Below are 16,220 nucleotides of genomic sequence, written 5' to 3'. Positions count from 1 at the left end.
CCATGTGACAAGCACCACACGCCAACATTCGACACTGGCCGCCTCCCACTTACTGAATCGTTTTTGTGTCGGCGACCAGCCATGACTTACTGTGTGTGGCGTCACGCCCGTCTGTGGGACGCCACCGTTGTCGTCTCGTAAGGGCCCCACCACGGCCCGTGATGACCCGGAGATCCCCATGAGCGCTGTGCATCCCGTACTGACCGAGGTGACACGCAGGATTGCCGCCCGCAGCGCGGACTCCCGCCGCGTCTACCTCGAACGAGTGACCGCGGCCGCGCAGGACGGCACGTCCCGGTCCGGCTTCGCGTGCAGCAACCTCGCGCACGGCTTCGCCGGGATCACCGGTGGCGACAAGGCCGCGCTGCGCGCGCTGCGCAAGTCGAACATCGCGATCGTGTCCTCCTACAACGACATGCTGTCGGCCCACCAGCCGTTCCAGGAGTACCCCTCCTGGATCAAGGACTCGGTCCGCGCCGCCGGCGGGGTGTCCCAGTTCGCGGGCGGTGTGCCCGCGATGTGCGACGGCATCACGCAGGGCCGTGAGGGCATGGAGCTGTCGCTGTTCAGCCGCGACGTCATCGCCATGTCCACCGGTGTCGCGCTGTCGCACGAGATGTTCGACGCCGCCGTGCTGCTCGGCGTGTGCGACAAGATCGTGCCGGGCCTGCTGATCGGCGCCCTGTCGTTCGGCCACCTGCCGTCGATCCTAGTGCCCGCAGGACCGATGGAGTCGGGTCTGTCGAACAAGGAGAAGGCCCGCGTCCGGCAGCTGTACGCGGAGGGCAAGGCGACCCGCGAGGAGCTGCTCGACGCCGAGGCCGCGTCGTACCACTCCCCCGGCACCTGCACGTTCTACGGCACCGCGAACTCGAACCAGATGGTCGTCGAGGTCATGGGCCTGCACCTGCCGGGCGCGTCGTTCGTGCCGCCGGGCACGCCGTTGCGCCGCGCGCTGACCGAGCACGCGGGCCGCCGTGCCGTCGAGATGGCCAAGGGCGAGTCGTACACGCCGATCGCGCACATCGTCGACGAGAAGGCCGTCGTCAACGGCGTGGTGGCGCTGCTGGCGACCGGCGGCTCGACGAACCACACGATGCACCTCGTGGCGGTGGCCGCGGCGGCTGGCATCGAGCTGAGCTGGGACGACTTCTCCGACCTGTCGTCGGTCGTGCCGCTGATCGCGCGGGTCTACCCGAACGGCAGCGCCGACATCAACCACTTCCAGGCCGCGGGCGGCGTGCAGTTCGTGGTGGGCACGCTGCTCGACGCGGGCCTGCTGCACGGTGACGTGAACACCGTGGCGGGCTTCGGCCTGGACCGCTACCGCCAGGAGCCGGCGCTGGTGGACGGCGAGCTGGTGTGGCTCGACGGCCCCGGTCACAGCCTCGACGAGAACGTCCTGCGCCCCGCCTCGGCCCCGTTCGCCGCCGACGGTGGCCTGCGGATGCTGTCGGGCAACCTCGGCCGTTCCGTCATCAAGGTGTCGGCGGTGGCGGAGGAGAACCACGTCGTCGAGGCCCCCGCCCGCGTGTTCACCACGCAGGAGGCGTTCCAGGAGGCGTTCAAGGCCGGCGAGCTCGACCGGGACGTGGTCGTCGTCGTCCGCCAGCAGGGCCCGCAGGCCAACGGCATGCCCGAGCTGCACAAGCTGACCCCGCCGCTGGGCGTGCTGATGGACCGCGGCTACCGGGTCGCGCTCGTGACCGACGGCCGCATGTCCGGCGCTTCTGGCAAGATCCCGGCCGCCATCCAGCTCACCCCGGAAGCCGCCATCGGTGGCCCGCTCGGCCGGGTCCGCGACGGTGACGTCGTCCGCCTCGACGCCACCGCCGGAACCCTCGAGGTCCAGGTCTCCGCCGACGAGCTCGCCGAACGCCCGCTCGTCGACTTCCCGCCGACCGGCCGCGAATGGGTCGGCACGGGCCGCGAGCTCTTCGCGGCACTGCGCCGGAGCGTCGGCCCGGCCGATCGCGGAGCCACCGTGTTCGGCCCCATCACCGCCGACCACTTCGCCCCGGTCACCCACCACTAGCCCATATATTGCCGCCTCCCCTGCTCGCTGACCTGCGCCTTAGCAATGACTCGTTTGCGGTCGACCGCAAACGAGTCATTGCTAAGGCGCGTCGAAGCTCGGGACGGCGGCGTCGAGCTACCCGCTCACTAGCTCCGCCCGCTCACCGGCCGCCCAGCTCAACGAGCTTTGCAACCAGTCTTTTGCGGACGTCCGCAAACGTTTTTTGCATCCGGGGTCGGTGAACTCGGCACGACAACGAGTTCGGCTTTGCATCCGCGAGACCGCTGCAGCAGGGTGGGCGGCACAGCACGCAGCACGCGATATATCGGTTTTCGATCAAGGAGAGCACCAGTGACCAGCGGTGACATTTCGAGGGCGACCACCGGGGCGGACCTGCTCGCGTTGTCGCCCGTCATCCCCGTCGTCGTGGTCGACGACGCCGACCACGCCGTGCCGCTCGCGCAGGCACTGCTGCGCGGGGGCGTCCGCGTCATCGAGCTCACGCTGCGCACGCCGGCCGCGCTTGCCGCGATCGAGAACGTCGCCCGCGAGGTGCCGGAGATCGTGATCGGCGCGGGCACCGTCACCGCGCCCGAGCACGCCGAGCAGGCGGCGAAGGCGGGGGCGGCGTTCCTCGTCACGCCCGGCACGACCGACCGGGTCCTCGACGCCGCCGACGCGACCGGGCTGCCGTACCTGCCCGGTGCCGCGACCGTGTCCGAGGTGATGCGGTTGGTGGAACGCGGGCTCGACGCGCTCAAGTTCTTCCCGGCCGAGGCCGCGGGCGGCGTCGACTACCTGAAGTCGATCGGCGGCCCGATCCCGCACGTCCGGTTCTGCCCCACCGGCGGCATCACCCCGCAGACGGCGCCGAACTACCTGAAGCTGCCCAACGTGGGCTGCGTCGGCGGCTCCTGGCTCGCTCCCAAGGACGCCCTGCAGGCAGGCGACTGGGACCGCGTCGAAACCCTCGCCCGCGAGGCGAGCCAGCTCGGCTAGCCCGACACCGCCACGAGCACGGCGTCGAAAGGCGCCGTGCTCATCGGTTCAGGACCACAGAGCTGCGACGAGCTCGGCCCGTCCCGTGATGCCGAGCTTGCGGTAGGCGCTCGATAGGTGCAGCTCGACCGTGCGGCGGGTGAGGTGCAGGGCCTCGGCGATCTGCCGGTTCGTCTGCCCCTGCGCCGCCATCCGCGCGACCCGGTTCTCCTGCCTGGTCAGGCACTGCACTTGGTCGCCGTCGCGCACCTCGTCACCCGCGAGCTTGGCCAGCGGGTGCGCGCTGAGCCGGCGGGCCAGGTCGAACGCACGGCGCAGGTGCGGGGCCGCGGCGTCGGTGCGGCCCTTGCGGCGCAGGTGGTGCCCAGCCAGTACAGCGACTGCGCGTGCAGCAGCCGGTGCGGTGTCCCGGCGAGCACCTGTTCGGCCTCGGCGAGGACGTCGGCGTCGTCGGTGCTGATGCCGACGCTCATCAACGCCGTCCCGACCACCCGCGGCGACCCCCACCGCTTGGCCAGGTCGAACTCCTCGTGCGCGAGCCGCGCGGCGTCATCCCGGTTGCCCACCACCAGGTGCGCGCGCACGGCGTGGTGCCGCCACGCCATCAGCGCCGGGTTCGGCATCTCCCGCGCGGCCAGGCGGCGACCGGCTTCCAGCAGGTCCTCTAGCGCGCCCTCCGCGTGGCACGACGCGAGCTTGAGCCGGCCCCGCGCGTAGAGGACGTTGATGTGCTGCAACAGTTCCCCGTTCGCAGTGACCCGATGTCGTGCGCCAATTGAGTGATGAGCACCGCTCGGCTGTTTACGAAACGTACCGACGAGGTGCGCCGAGTTCTGCCAGGCCCTGATCAACGTCTCCTGAACAACGTCCTCTGTCCACTGGCGGTCGTAGTCGGTCAGGCACAAGACCTGCGAGTACAGCATCCGCTGGAACTGCCCGTAGAGCAGCGTGAGCAATTCTTCGTCCTGATGGGCTTGTGCGACCTTGCCCTGGTCAACCATGAAGGTTGCGTCCTCCCCGAATATCGGCGACGTGTTCGCTGGGGGCGGCTGGCCTAGCGACTCGGTGGCCGAGCGGAATCGCATCGATACTACCCCGTGAACACGAAAATCCCTTGGATACGTAAATCAGTGTCGAATGGTTCGCGAAAGCTTCTGTGATACATGTCACATAGAGAGTGCGCACCTGCCGTGAACTACCACCCCACCAGCCCGTATCACCTTCGAAGGCAGCTCGATCACGGCGAGGAACGGGCACTATGGGTCACCGGCCGGGTACGCCGAGCAAGAAGGCAGCGCTTTTCACCTTGCTGTCTGCAGCACTTTCCTGGGGATTTCTCGGAACGGTTCCAGCACACGGCCAGTCGGCGGATCTGCAGGATTCAGACCGCCAGTTCATGGTGTCGCTCCGCCAAGCCGACTCGTGGTTAGTTCCGGTGAGCAAAGACGCTCCGGCGCGCACTACGAACACCGGACTGAGCAACGCCGCGAGGGAAGTTTTCGAGGGACACTCACGACTCGACGTCGACCTGCTGAAAGCCGCTTCGGAACTTGGCACCGTCCTGCCGAACGATGTGAGAAGTGAACACCTGTCACTCATCCGGGAGATGGCCGAACGCACCGGGGACAACCACGACCGCGCTTATGCGACGATCGTGCGACAGGTCCAAGGCGGCCTTTTGGTGACAGCCAGAAAACGCGAGCACTGACGCAGAACACCGAAATTCGCACGCTCACCCACCAGACCGTGCAAACCCTCGTCCGCACCATGACGACATTGGAGAACACCGGCTTGGCCGACCCGTCCGCCTTCGAGTTGGTGACCGCCAAGGCGCAGGTGAACTCGGTGCGGGCGATCGGCCAGAACGTGGAACCGCCGGACCGCGAGGTACTGGTGCTGCTCGCCCGGCATTCGCTGTGGCAGAAGCCGACCAGCCGGGAGGTCTCCGACCGGGGCAGGGACGCCCAGGTCCGCAAGGTGGCGGGTCAGCTCGCCGCCGAGCACACCCAGCTGTCCCGGGCGGTGACCGACGCCGCCGCGCAGCTCGGCGTGGCTCTGCCGGCGGAGCCGACGGCCGAGCAGAAGTCGTGGGCGAACGCCGTCTCGTCCAGCTCGGGCGATGAGCTCGACCGCATGTTCGCGAACCTGGCGCGCGCCGCGGACGGCTCGCTCATCGTCGAGGTCGCCCAAGCTCGCGCAACGACCAGGAGTGCCCCCGCCCGCACCGCCGCGCAGACCGGCCTGACGCTCCTGCTCAAGCACATGCTGCTGCTGGAGAGCACGGGCCTGGTGAAGGCGACGTCCCTGCAGATGACCGAGGCACCGGTCGCCCAGGCCAAGCAGAACATCCCGCCGTCACCCGACGATTCCTCCACGAGCATCGGCTTCCTCACCGGCATCGCCGTGCTCGTCGTCGTCGGCGCCGGAACCCTCTGGCTCGTCCGCGCCGTCGGCCACCACGGCGAGCACCGCCGCTGATATATCGGCTGAGCGCTCGCCAACCGATATATCAGCACTCCGCCCTTAGCTCTCGCTGTAGCTCTGCACCCACCGGAAGCAGCCTTTGCAATGACTCGTTTGCGGTCGTCGTCAAAAGACTGGTTGCTAGAGGCCAGGTCAGCGCGGTATGAGTTCGCCAGCTGTCGGATGACGAGGTCGTCAGCAGTGGGAGGTGTCGACGCGGTCGACGATGTGTGCCTCGGTGGGGTCGACGGCTTCCCACCTGTCGACGAGCCGGTCGATCACGGCGGCCGGCACGGGTTCCGGACGGGAGCGGTTGCGGGCGTGGATCACGTCCTTCGGTGCTTCCAGCCCGACGAGCGTGACGCGCGCGCGGTAGTCCGCCGCGAGCCCGATGCAACGGTCACGGAGCTGCCGCGAGATGTTGGTCGCGTTCCACACGAACCGCTCCCCCGCCCGCAGCAGCACCCGCGCTTCTTCGAACGCAGCCGCCGCCACGGCCCGTTGGTCGCCATCGGGAGCGATACCGAGCCGTGTGCGCACGGCGTCCAAACTCACCACGGGCCAGCCCGGCCGATGGGTGGCAATCCAGTGGTCCTTCCCGACACCGGGCAGACCCGACAGCACGGTCACCTCGACGCGCGTGTCGTCGTAGGCGGCGTAACCGGGGTCGCGGCCGGGCGTTCGGAAGTACTGGAACCGGGCGTGGTCCGACGGGAACTCCCGCGGCCGGTCCAGGCACGCGCGTTCGCGGCAGTACTCCTCGAACAGCGCGATGTTCTCCAGCACCGACGCGGCGTCACCGCAGATCCGGCCGAGGATGTCGGCGCGGGCGAGCGTCGCCAGGTCGTCGTTGCGCGCGAGCAGGCTCACCCGGAACGCGATGCGGTCGAGGTCCGGCCGTTCCAGCGCCCAGAACGGCACCTGGTGGTGGCGCACCAGAGCGGCGACGTGCTCACGCCACTCGATCGGCCGCCCCATCTCCCACAGCAGCCGGCGCGCCATCAGGTCCCCGGCCCGCGAGTGGCCGTGTGCGGTGATCCGGCCGTCCTCGACCTGCGTGCGGAACGGTTTTGCCACGTCGTGCAGCAGCACCGCCGCGAACAACCGCACCCGGTCCGCCTCCGGTCGCGCCCGCCACTCCGGCAGCTCGGCCAACGCCTCGCACGCCATTCGCGTGTGCGTCGCAACGTCTCCCTCGGCGTGATGCACCGAGTCCTGCGGAACACCTTCCAACGCGCGCACCCAGGCGAACTCGTCACGCACCGCATCCCAGTCCAGCGTCCACGATGGACCGGCTGGGCAGAGCTGCTCAAACACGGTCCACCACCCGGTTCGGCAGGACAGGCCGGTCCTGCCAATGGCTGCCCGAGTCCAGCACGGCGGTGAGGAACGTCGGGCGCACCCACTTGTACCGCTCGACCGTACGACCGTCCTCCTCCACCTTGATGTAGAGGCCTTCCATGTCGTCGTCGGAATCCGTTTCCGCGACAACGACATCCGGGTCCTGTCCGGCCGAGCGCGCCGCCTCCACCAAGACGTCACGCCATCGCGCCGTGCGGCACGTCGACGGCCCGACCAACGCCTTCAGGTCCTTGAGCGTCCGCAACGGACCTTCGTGCAGCACGGGCACGGACACCACGGGCGTACCCGCGAGCACGCGCCGGCGTTCCGGAGTGGACAGGAACTCGCCGGTCTCCCGGTCGAGCAGGTCGAACTCGCAGAAGTGGTGCGGCAGCGCGTCGTAGAACACGGTGTGCTTGGCGTACAACCATTCCCCGTACAGCACGAAACGTGAGCCGAGCCGTTCGTGCAGCACCGCCTGATGCGTCGCGGCCCACGCCTTGAGCGGCGCGAACTGCCGTTCGCGCGGCCCACCGGTCAGGTAGTGGCCGCGGGACTGGAGCCGCAGCACGCCGTCGGGCGTGAAGCTGATGCCCGCGTTGGCACCGTCGAGCTTCTCCTCGACGACGAGGTGCCGTCCCGCGATCGCACGGAACGGCACCTGGTCGAGGTCCTCGTCGCCCGGTTGCAGGCGCGAGCCCTGGAGGTGGGGCGTCCGCGGGTACTTGCGCAACATGCCCCGATTTGTAGCTCGCCGCGGCAGGCGGGGGCGAACGGTTTACGCCTGGCCGACGAACGCCGCCTTGTCGGAGCCGAAGCTCGGTTCGAACACGAGCTGCATCTCGCCCGGCTGCGTGCCGGCGGTGTCGAACACCCGTTCCGCCTTCTGCCCGTTGAACTGCGCGTCGTTGCCGAGCACCAGTCCGACGAACGCGGCGATGGCGGTGACGTTGTTGAAGATGATGACCGGCGGGCCGACGACACCGGCTGTTCCGAGGATCATCGCGGTCCACGCGAGCGCACCGAACCGGGCCGGCTTCGGCGGGACGTGGACGGACTGCGTCGGGTAGGTCATCACGTGCTCTCTGGGCGGTTGCGAAGTGTGATCACCAAGTCGATTGGTCTGCTTCGCCCGTTACCCGCCACATTCCACGGCAGGCCGACCACGACACCGGCCGTGAACAGCACGAACAGCGCGGAGATCCACCTACGGACACCGCCCGATCGAGTTAACGCGGGCGCGGCACCCGACTTCCGAAGGTAGCGGCGCGGATACGATCCGTACACGCTGGCCCGGTTGGATGCCATTTCCCGAAAGGACCCTGCAATGGCACGACGACTCCTCGGAACCCTGCTCGCGGCGATCGCCGCGCTCGGCGTGACGACGGCACCCGCTCAGGCCGCTGTCGACTTCACCGGCATCGTGGCGCTCAACAACTGCTCCGGCTCACTGGTCCGGCTGCCGTCCTCGACGGCGGCGGACAAGGCGCTCGTGCTCACCAACGGGCACTGCGTCAAGCTGATGAAGGCCGGCGAGGTGATCGTCAACCAGACCGTGTCCCGCAGCTTCAGCCTGCTCGGCGGGTCCGGCTCGAAGATCGCGACCCTCACCGGCACCAAGCTCGTCTACGCGACGATGACGGGCACGGACGCCGCGCTCTACCAGCTCAACACGACCTACGGGCAGATCCAGCAGCAGTACGGCAGCCGTGCGCTGGAACTGTCGGCCTCGCACCCCGTTGCCCAGACGGACATCCGTGTCGTCTCCGGCTACTGGAAGCGGATCTACTCCTGCCAGATCGACGGGTTCGTGCACCAGCTCAGGGAGGACGCCTGGACCTGGCGCGACTCCATCCGCTACACGTCCGCGTGCAACACGATCGGCGGAACCTCGGGTTCGCCGATCATCGACAACACCAGCGGCAAGGTCGTCGGCGTCAACAACACCGGCAACGAGAGCGGTGGCCGCTGCACGATGAACAACCCGTGCGAGGTGGACGCCGCCGGCCAGGTGACCGTCCGGCGCGGCATCAACTACGGCCAGCAGACGTTCGGCTTCGTCTCCTGCTTCGGTCCCGGAACGACGCTCGACCTGTCGTTGCCGGACTGCGCGGTCGCGAAGCCGTAGGCACGGCGGAAGCCGGGACGCCCCTTGCCGCGTCCCGGGTTCCTGGTCCGCGCACTACCGCGCCGCGCGGACGATCATGTCGGCGACGGCCTCCGGGTGCGACACCGCGACCGAGTGCGAGGCGTCGCGGACCTCGACGACGGCCTTGGCGTGGGCGCGCTCGGCCATCCACCGCTGCGCTGCGACCGGGATGTTCTTGTCCTTGCCCGCGTTCACGAAGTACGACGGGATCGCGTGCCACGCGGGCTCACCGGCGCCCTCCGACAGCGCGGAGTCGTTGACCGGCCGCTGCGTCGCCGCGGCCAGCGTCGCCTCACGGCGCGGGACGTCGGCGGCGAACTGCTGCCAGTACTCGTCCTGCTGGATCGCGAGGTCCTTGGTGCCGTCACCGAGGTCGATGACCTGCAGCGTGTCGCCGAGCGTGCTGCCGGGGAACTTGTTCGACAGCTCCAGCGCGCTCTCGCCCTTCTCCGGAGCGAACGCGGCGACGTAGACCAGCGACTTCACGTTCTGGTTGCCCAGCGCGGCCTGCGACCCGACCATGCCGCCGTAGGAGTGACCGGCCAGCACGACGGGACCCTCGATCGAGGCGAGGACCCTGCGCAGGTAGTTGGCGTCGTAGGTCAGGCCGCGCAGCGGGTTCGCCACCGCGACGACCGGGAATCCCTTGCGCTGCAGGCGTTCCACGACCCCGTTCCAGCTGGAGGCGTCCGCGAACGCGCCGTGCACCAGCACGATGGTCGGCTTCTTGGCGCCGGGCTTCTCGGTCTTCTCCGCGGCACCGGCACCCGACGGAACGGCGGCGGCCAGGGCCAGCAGGGTCCCCAGAACGGCGAAAACCTTGCGAACTCGCATTGCTCTCTCACTCTCGTCCGGCACCGGGTGATGGTGCATCGCGCTCGATTAAGTCGTGCACGATGTAAGCTACCGGACGAGTTACCTCGTACGCGATGTAATTCAGCTCACTGGCGTTCGGCGCCGTGCTTCACCCGGTGCAGGGCCTTGCGCAGGACCTCGATCTCCTGGGCGTCCATGCCGAGCGCCTGGCTCAGCCGGGTGGTGATCTCCGCACCGATCCACCTGAGCTCACGGCCCTTGTCGGTGAGCTGGACCAGCACCGAACGCTCGTCATCGGGGTGCGTGACGCGCACCAGCAGCCCGCTCTTCTCCAGCCGTTTGATCAACGGCGACAGGGTGCTGTACTCCAGGTCGAGCTCCTGGACGAGCTCCCTGATCGGCCGCGAGTCCCGCTCCCACAGCAGCAGCATCACCAGGAACTGCGGGTAGGTGATGCCGGCCTTGTCCAGGATCGGCCGGTAGAACCCGGTGACCGCCCGCGACGTCGTGTAGAGGTCGAAGCACAGCAGTTCGGAGACCGTGGGGGTCACAGCGGGCGACGCCTCGGGAGTGGTGCTCACGTGGTTCAGGCTACTCGTGACGAACCGGACGAGCGGCAAGATCGGTCACCGGCCGTCGATCACCGGTTCGGGCCACGGGAGCACAGTCAGCTCCGGCCACTGAGCACGCCACCGCCGGGTCTTCTCCTCGTAGACACCGCGAGGAGCGAGCACCGGGTTCGGGCGGACTACGAGGGTGAACACGTCGGCCAGCCCGTGTGGCGCGTAGACCCTCCACCGGTTGCCTTCGAGCCTGATGCCCACGCAACAGGTTGTGGCGGCGAACGAGTCGATGGCCGCCTCGGTTGAGGTGTGGGGCGCGCAGGGCACCCCGAACCGGTCCTCGTACCAGAGGTGCACACGAGCCTCGTTGCGGATCTCGACGTCCACCGGCAGGTCGCCGAAGACCCGCTCGCCGGCCTCGATGACCTCGTTCTCGGCGGCCCAGCCGAGGTCGGAGTCGTCGAAGTAGAACAGGTCGTAGTCCTTGATGCCCTCGCCCGGCGGGCGGCCGGTGACGACGTTCCACACCGTCTGGACCACGCAGCCCGCCGTGAGGTACCAACCCGGCAGGCCCAGTCCCGCGGCCCGGGTCAGGACCTCGACCAGCAGCTCGTTGCGTGCGAGGACCGCACGCAACGCCATGACCTGGTCGTCCACCGGTAACCGGGCGAGCGCGGCCCCGTTCTGCACGGGGCCTACGACCAAGGCTCGTCCAGCGCCGAGGCCTCGTCCCCGGCGGCACGCAGCTCGTCGCGCACCACCCGGTACGCAAGGCCTTCCGCGTATCCCTTGCGCGCCAACGCCCCCACGAGACGGCGTATCTTCGCCGTCTCGTCCACACCGGACATGGTGCGCAGCCGTTTGCGGACCAGCTCGCGGGCCTTCTCCTCCTCGGCCTCACCGTCGACGGCGGCGACGGCCTCGGCCACCACCTCGTCGGCGACGCCCTTGCGGCGCAGCTCCATGGTGAGGGCGCGGCGGCCGAGACCGTTGTAGTTGTGCCGCGACTGCACCCACATCTCCGCGAACTGCGCGTCGTCGATCAGGCCGGCGCGGTCGAACTTGCCGAGGACGACCTCGGCCACGCCTTCGCTGATCCCCTTGCGCAGCAACGCGTCGTGCAGCTCGCGCCGGGACCGGGCACGAGCGGCGAGCAGCGCGTAGCAGATGTCGCGCGCCTTGCGCTGCTCCTCAGCCTCGTCCAACGCGGAACTCAGAACTCGACGGGAGCCGCGGGTGCCGACTCGTCGGCGTCGAGCGTGGCGCCGATGCCGAGCTTGTCCTTGATCCGCTTCTCGATCTCGTTCGCGATGTCCGGGTTCTCCAGCAGGAACTTGCGGGCGTTCTCCTTGCCCTGGCCGAGCTGGTCGCCCTCGTAGGTGTACCAGGCACCGGACTTGCGCAGGATGCCCTGGTCGACGCCCATGTCGATGAGCGAGCCCTCGCGGCTGACGCCCTTGCCGTAGAGGATGTCGAACTCGGCCTGCTTGAACGGCGGCGCGACCTTGTTCTTCACGACCTTGACCCTGGTGCGGTTGCCGACGGGCTCGCCGCCGTCCTTCAGGGTCTCGATGCGGCGGACGTCCAGGCGCACGGAGGCGTAGAACTTCAGCGCCTTACCACCGGTCGTGGTCTCCGGGGAGCCGAACATCACGCCGATCTTCTCGCGCAGCTGGTTGATGAAGATCGCGGTCGTGTTGGACGCGCTGAGCGCACCGGTGATCTTGCGCAGCGCCTGGCTCATCAGGCGGGCCTGCAGACCGACGTGGTTGTCGCCCATCTCGCCCTCGATCTCGGCGCGCGGCACGAGGGCGGCAACCGAGTCGATGACCAGGATGTCGAGCGCACCGGAGCGGACCAGCATGTCCGCGATCTCCAGGGCCTGCTCACCGGTGTCGGGCTGGGAGACCAGCAGCGCGTCGGTGTCGACGCCCAGCTTCTTCGCGTACTCCGGGTCGAGCGCGTGCTCGGCGTCGATGAACGCCGCGATGCCACCGGCCTTCTGGGCGTTCGCCACGGCGTGCAGCGCCACGGTCGTCTTACCGGAGGACTCCGGACCGTAGATCTCGACGACACGACCCCTCGGCAGACCACCGATGCCGAGCGCCACGTCCAGCGCGATCGCACCGGTCGGGATCACCTCGATCGGGGCGCGGCCCTCTTCGCCGAGGCGCATCACGGAGCCCTTGCCGAACTGCTTGTCGATCTGCGCCAGGGCCAGCTCGAGCGCCTTGTCCCGGTCGGGTGCTGCGGGTGCCATCTTGGGTCCACCTTTTGTCGTCTGCCGTTGCTTCGTCATGTTGGACCTGACGCTACTGGCGGGGTCTGACAATTTTGCGAAGCCGGGGGTCGGGGCCACTGTAGCCGAACACGTGTTCGAGCACACGTGACACTCCGGCCCGCGAGGTCAGCGGCGGTTTTCGGGGATTTCGAACGCCTCGCACACGGCGACCCAGACCGCTTTCGCGTCGATCCCGGCCTCCAGCGCCTGGTCGGCGGTGCGGCCGCCGAGCGACGACAGCACGTGGTCGCGGGCGATCATCTCCCCCCTGACCTCGCCGAACTCCCCCGACATCAGCTTGCGGAACATGGTGAGGCGCACGCACAGACCTTAACGGGCGGTCCTGCGCAGCGACGCGAAGAGGCAGACGACGAGCAGCGGCAGCGCGGTGAACCCCACGATCAGCCCGAGCGCGGCGTACGACCACGCCGTCACGACGACACCGGCCACTGCGCCGCCCACGGCGCCGCCGACGTTCATCATCAGATCGGACAGCCCCTGCGCCGCGGGGCGCTCGTCCACACTCACGGACTCCGTGAGCAGCGCGGACCCCGACACCAGCCCCGCCGACCAGCCGAACCCGAGCACCACCAGGCCCGCAGCGAGCTGCGGGGCGTCGTGCGAGGGCGCCATGCCCGCGATCGCGGCGGCCGCCACGACCAGCGACGCCCCGATGGCGAGCACCGGCACCCGGCCCAGCCGGTCCGCCAGCCACCCGAACAACGGGCTCGCCGCGTACATCGCGGCCACGTGCAGGCTGATCACGATGCCGACCACGCGCAACGACGACCCGGCGTGGTTCATGTGGACCGGTGTCATCGACATCAGCCCGACCATCGCCGTGTGGCACAACATCACCCCAACGAGTGCAAGCCGTGCCATCGGCCCGAGCGATCCCCAGATCCGCACCCCACCGGGCGCCCCGCCGCCGGAGCAGTGCGCCGGTTGCACCGGCCGGGTGCTCCTGACCACCACCAACGGGTCGGGGCGCAGGCCGAGCTGGATGCCCAGCACCGCGATCCCGAGCACCAGCGCGGAGAGGACGAACGGCCCGACGCCCACCGGCAGCCCGATCGCGGCCGTCACCCGACCGGCTGGATCCGCGAGGTTCGGCCCGACGATCGCGCCGATCATGGCCGCCCACACCACGCGCGACAGCTCACGCGCACGGCGTTGTGGGTGCGCGAGATCCGTTGCGGCATAACGAGCCGCGAGGTTCGCACTCGACGCACCGCCGAACAGGAGGAGTCCCACTAACAACATGGGCCACCATCCGAGGGCCACGGCGACAGCGGCGACCAACGCACCGATAGCGCCCATGCCGTAGCCGAGGGTCAACGCCGGGCGGCGCCCGCGCCGTTGTGCGAGACGGGCGCCGGGCAGGGCGAGCAGTGCGGCTCCGGCGACGGCCGCGGTCTGCGCGAGCCCGCCGACGGCGTCGGACCCGGACAGCGACGCGGCGATCAGCGTGCTGATCGCGAGGCCGATCGTCATCGCGGCCGACCCCATGATCTGGGTGCCGGTCAGGACCCGAACGACCTTGCGCTGCACGCGTTCGACCTGCGGCGCGACGGTCACCATGATCGCGATCGTGGCACGCCGGGGCGCCCCGCCGACAGGGCCGTTGCGGTTACTCCCCCGGTTGGACGGACTTCTCGAAGAAGTCGGCGACCTCGTCGGGCTTGAGCTCGTCGGCGTTCTCCTCGGCGTGCTTGGTGAGGATGCCGAACATGGGGCGGCCCTTGGCCGTGAAGACCAGCACGCCGGTGCCGTTCGAGGTGGCCGCCCGGTAGGTGCCCTCCAGGCCGTTGCCGGTCCAGTCGGCCTCGACCCGGTCGGTCTGGAACGACCTCACGACGGCGTCGGCGTTGTTCTCGGCGCCGGTGACGCTGTCGGTGAGGATGTACTGGACCTCGTAGCCGTCGCGGACCGCGCAGCTCACGACCGTGCCCTTGATCTCGTCCATGCCGGTGATCTGAGCGGAGTCGGCCTTCTCGCAGCCGCCGCCGTCGGGCACGGTGCCGGCGAGCTGGCGCAGGCAGCGGGTGAAGCCCTGGCCGTCTTGGGTGACGTCGTCCTTGCACTCGTCGGCGCTGGGCAGGTCGGGGCCGGACAGCGCGAAGACCGCGCCGATGACGCCGGCGACCAGCACGACCGCGCCGCCGATGCCGAGCAGGACCTTCTTGTTGTCCTTCTTCTGCACCTGCTGGGGGACGGGGAAGTTCATCGGGTAGCTGCCGCTGACCGACGGGTTCACCGGGTAGGGGCCGGTGACCGGGTAGCTGCCGCTGGCGGAGTAGGCGCCGCTGGTGCTCGGGTTGACCGGGTGCGAACCGCTCGCGGTGGGGCCGACCGGGTACGAGCCGCTGGTGGTGGGGCCGACCGGGTGCGGAGCGCTCACGGCCGGGCTGACCGGCGTGGTCACGACCGTGGGCGGCTCGTCGTACCGGGGCTTGTCGTCCTCGGCCTTCAGGGTGATCGTCGCGCGGTCCACGGCGAGGGCACCGGACGCGACGATGGTCTCGGGGTGGTCGGGGTTGGTCGGGACGATGCCGACCTTCTCCGCGATGGTCTGCGCGACCAGCGGCATCCGGCAGGAGCCGCCGACGAGGTAGACGTGCTCGGGCGTGACGCCGGCCCTGCGGACGGTGGAGATGAGCAGCTCGGTGCTGCGGATCAGGCTGGGCCGGATCAGCGCCTCCAGCTCGCCGCGCGTGACGACGACCTTCTCGAACGGCTCCGGCATCATCACCTCGACCTGGGGCAGCTCGGAGAGGTCCTCCTTCGCGAGCCGCAGCTCCTCGCGCAGGCCGAGGCGGGCGCGGTGGTCGTCGGTGGTGACCGGGCGCAGCAGCCGCTGCCAGCCGGCCGGGTCCTTGTGCGAGACGGTGCGGCCGATGTGCTCCAGCAGCGCCTCGTCCACGTCCAGGCCACCGACGTCGCTGAGGCTGCCGTCGGCGAGGATGCGGTGCTCCGCGTCGAGCACGGAGACGTCGAACGTGTCGGCGCCGAAGTCGTAGACCGCGAGCGGGCGGCCACCGCCGAGCGAGGCCACCGCGATGGCCTCGGGGACGGGCACGAGCTCACCGGTCATGCCCGCGAGCCGTGCGGCGGACAGGAGCTTGTTGCGCCTGGTCGGGCCCCATTCGGCCGGGTGGGTCAGGCGGATCTCGTCGAGCTGCCCGCCCTGCAGCAGCGGGGTCACCGCCTCCATCACGCGCGCGTAGACGGCCGCGAGCGCGTCGTTGAGCGGGAGCTGCGTGCCGGCGAGCTTGATCGTGGGCTTGTCGATGTGGCGCTTGGGCGTGGCCTCGTAGCGCGACGGGTCCTGCCGGGACCGGCGTTCGGCCTCCCTGCCGACGAGCAGGGTGCCGTCCTCGTCGAGGTAGACCGACGAGGGCATGGTCGGCCCTCCGTCCACATCCACGACACCGTGGTCAGACAGCACCGCAACCGTGTTGGCGGTGCCCAGGTCGACGGACAGGACGCGCACCGGTCTCCCCTCACAGACGTTCGGGGGTGATCGTGCCACAGGGGGCTCCGGCGGGTGCTCGGACCTGCGCAATCAGAAATTGTCAGACCCCGGCGTCA

The 16,220-nt window shown here is 69.4% G+C and carries 18 protein-coding genes; 5 read left to right on the top strand and 13 right to left on the bottom strand.

The genetic code is table 11. The annotated features are described in order from the left end of the window. Window positions 1-178: 178 nt before the first annotated feature. Together edd and eda are read left to right on the top strand one after the other, a co-directional pair. Complete coding sequence (edd, locus tag ACZ7CF_RS39210; RefSeq protein ID WP_360398496.1) at window positions 179-2,035, top strand: phosphogluconate dehydratase; 1,857 nt, start codon at window positions 179-181, stop codon at window positions 2,033-2,035. 333 nt (window positions 2,036-2,368) lie between these two features. Next, the gene (eda, locus tag ACZ7CF_RS39205; RefSeq protein ID WP_470372217.1) at window positions 2,369-3,016 is read left to right on the top strand and encodes a bifunctional 4-hydroxy-2-oxoglutarate aldolase/2-dehydro-3-deoxy-phosphogluconate aldolase; all 648 of its coding nucleotides are present in this window, start codon (window positions 2,369-2,371) and stop codon (window positions 3,014-3,016) included. 48 nt (window positions 3,017-3,064) lie between these two features. On the opposite strand, the gene ACZ7CF_RS39200 is transcribed toward eda, so the two are convergent. Next, on the bottom strand, window positions 3,065-3,265 hold the full coding sequence (locus ACZ7CF_RS39200) for a helix-turn-helix domain-containing protein (protein ID WP_470372216.1): 201 nt from the start codon (window positions 3,263-3,265) through the stop codon (window positions 3,065-3,067). Then, window positions 3,235-4,017 carry a hypothetical protein gene (locus ACZ7CF_RS39195; RefSeq protein ID WP_470372215.1) on the bottom strand — a complete coding sequence of 261 codons (783 nt, stop codon included), beginning with the start codon at window positions 4,015-4,017 and terminating at the stop codon, window positions 3,235-3,237. The genes ACZ7CF_RS39200 and ACZ7CF_RS39195 overlap by 31 nt, the downstream gene beginning before the upstream one ends. 257 nt (window positions 4,018-4,274) lie before the next feature. On the opposite strand from ACZ7CF_RS39195, the gene ACZ7CF_RS39190 reads away from it, so the two are divergent. Together ACZ7CF_RS39190 and ACZ7CF_RS39185 are read left to right on the top strand one after the other, a co-directional pair. Further along, window positions 4,275-4,724, top strand: a complete 450-nt coding sequence (locus ACZ7CF_RS39190; protein ID WP_470372214.1) for a DUF4142 domain-containing protein — start codon at window positions 4,275-4,277, stop codon at window positions 4,722-4,724. 59 nt (window positions 4,725-4,783) lie between these two features. After that, window positions 4,784-5,494, top strand: coding sequence for a DUF4142 domain-containing protein (locus ACZ7CF_RS39185; RefSeq protein ID WP_470372213.1), 711 nt, complete (start codon window positions 4,784-4,786; stop codon window positions 5,492-5,494). 180 nt (window positions 5,495-5,674) lie between these two features. Here the strand turns inward: ACZ7CF_RS39185 and ACZ7CF_RS39180 are convergent, their stop codons facing one another. From ACZ7CF_RS39180 to ACZ7CF_RS39170, 3 genes are read right to left on the bottom strand one after another with little or no spacing between them, the layout of a single operon-like run. After that, window positions 5,675-6,742 (bottom strand): AAA family ATPase, encoded by a 1,068-nt coding sequence (locus tag ACZ7CF_RS39180; RefSeq protein ID WP_470372212.1) that lies wholly within the window; start codon window positions 6,740-6,742, stop codon window positions 5,675-5,677. A 46-nt stretch (window positions 6,743-6,788) separates the two neighbouring features. Next, window positions 6,789-7,556 carry an RNA ligase family protein gene (locus tag ACZ7CF_RS39175; protein WP_470372211.1) on the bottom strand — a complete coding sequence of 256 codons (768 nt, stop codon included), beginning with the start codon at window positions 7,554-7,556 and terminating at the stop codon, window positions 6,789-6,791. Between the two features lie 42 nt (window positions 7,557-7,598). Further along, window positions 7,599-7,895, bottom strand: a complete 297-nt coding sequence (locus ACZ7CF_RS39170; protein ID WP_470372210.1) for a hypothetical protein — start codon at window positions 7,893-7,895, stop codon at window positions 7,599-7,601. A gap of 252 nt (window positions 7,896-8,147) precedes the next feature. Between ACZ7CF_RS39170 and ACZ7CF_RS39165 the strand changes: the two genes are divergently transcribed. Next, window positions 8,148-8,948, top strand: coding sequence for a S1 family peptidase (locus ACZ7CF_RS39165; RefSeq protein WP_470372209.1), 801 nt, complete (start codon window positions 8,148-8,150; stop codon window positions 8,946-8,948). A gap of 54 nt (window positions 8,949-9,002) precedes the next feature. Here the strand turns inward: ACZ7CF_RS39165 and ACZ7CF_RS39160 are convergent, their stop codons facing one another. From ACZ7CF_RS39160 to ACZ7CF_RS39125, 8 genes are all read right to left on the bottom strand, one after another. Beyond that, window positions 9,003-9,803 carry an alpha/beta fold hydrolase gene (locus ACZ7CF_RS39160; protein WP_458433743.1) on the bottom strand — a complete coding sequence of 267 codons (801 nt, stop codon included), beginning with the start codon at window positions 9,801-9,803 and terminating at the stop codon, window positions 9,003-9,005. 107 nt (window positions 9,804-9,910) lie between these two features. Continuing rightward, on the bottom strand, window positions 9,911-10,366 hold the full coding sequence (locus tag ACZ7CF_RS39155; RefSeq protein WP_360398516.1) for a MarR family winged helix-turn-helix transcriptional regulator: 456 nt from the start codon (window positions 10,364-10,366) through the stop codon (window positions 9,911-9,913). Window positions 10,367-10,411: 45 nt separating this feature from the next. Continuing rightward, the gene (locus ACZ7CF_RS39150) at window positions 10,412-11,038 is read right to left on the bottom strand and encodes a nucleotidyltransferase family protein (protein ID WP_470372208.1); all 627 of its coding nucleotides are present in this window, start codon (window positions 11,036-11,038) and stop codon (window positions 10,412-10,414) included. A gap of 5 nt (window positions 11,039-11,043) precedes the next feature. Next, complete coding sequence (locus ACZ7CF_RS39145; RefSeq protein ID WP_470372207.1) at window positions 11,044-11,553, bottom strand: regulatory protein RecX; 510 nt, start codon at window positions 11,551-11,553, stop codon at window positions 11,044-11,046. Between the two features lie 8 nt (window positions 11,554-11,561). Further along, entirely contained in the window at window positions 11,562-12,608 is a 1,047-nt protein-coding gene (recA, locus tag ACZ7CF_RS39140; RefSeq protein WP_360398522.1) for a recombinase RecA, read from the bottom strand. Between the two features lie 147 nt (window positions 12,609-12,755). Next, window positions 12,756-12,950 carry a DUF3046 domain-containing protein gene (locus tag ACZ7CF_RS39135; RefSeq protein ID WP_360398524.1) on the bottom strand — a complete coding sequence of 65 codons (195 nt, stop codon included), beginning with the start codon at window positions 12,948-12,950 and terminating at the stop codon, window positions 12,756-12,758. A 9-nt stretch (window positions 12,951-12,959) separates the two neighbouring features. Then, window positions 12,960-14,210 (bottom strand): MFS transporter, encoded by a 1,251-nt coding sequence (locus ACZ7CF_RS39130; RefSeq protein WP_458433746.1) that lies wholly within the window; start codon window positions 14,208-14,210, stop codon window positions 12,960-12,962. 49 nt (window positions 14,211-14,259) lie between these two features. After that, window positions 14,260-16,122 carry an Hsp70 family protein gene (locus ACZ7CF_RS39125; protein ID WP_470372206.1) on the bottom strand — a complete coding sequence of 621 codons (1,863 nt, stop codon included), beginning with the start codon at window positions 16,120-16,122 and terminating at the stop codon, window positions 14,260-14,262. Window positions 16,123-16,220: the final 98 nt, after the last annotated feature.

Source organism: Lentzea sp. NPDC036955 (assembly GCF_055608005.1).
The sequence above is the reverse complement of the archived record's forward strand: the minus strand, read 5'-3'. Positions and strand labels throughout refer to the sequence as shown.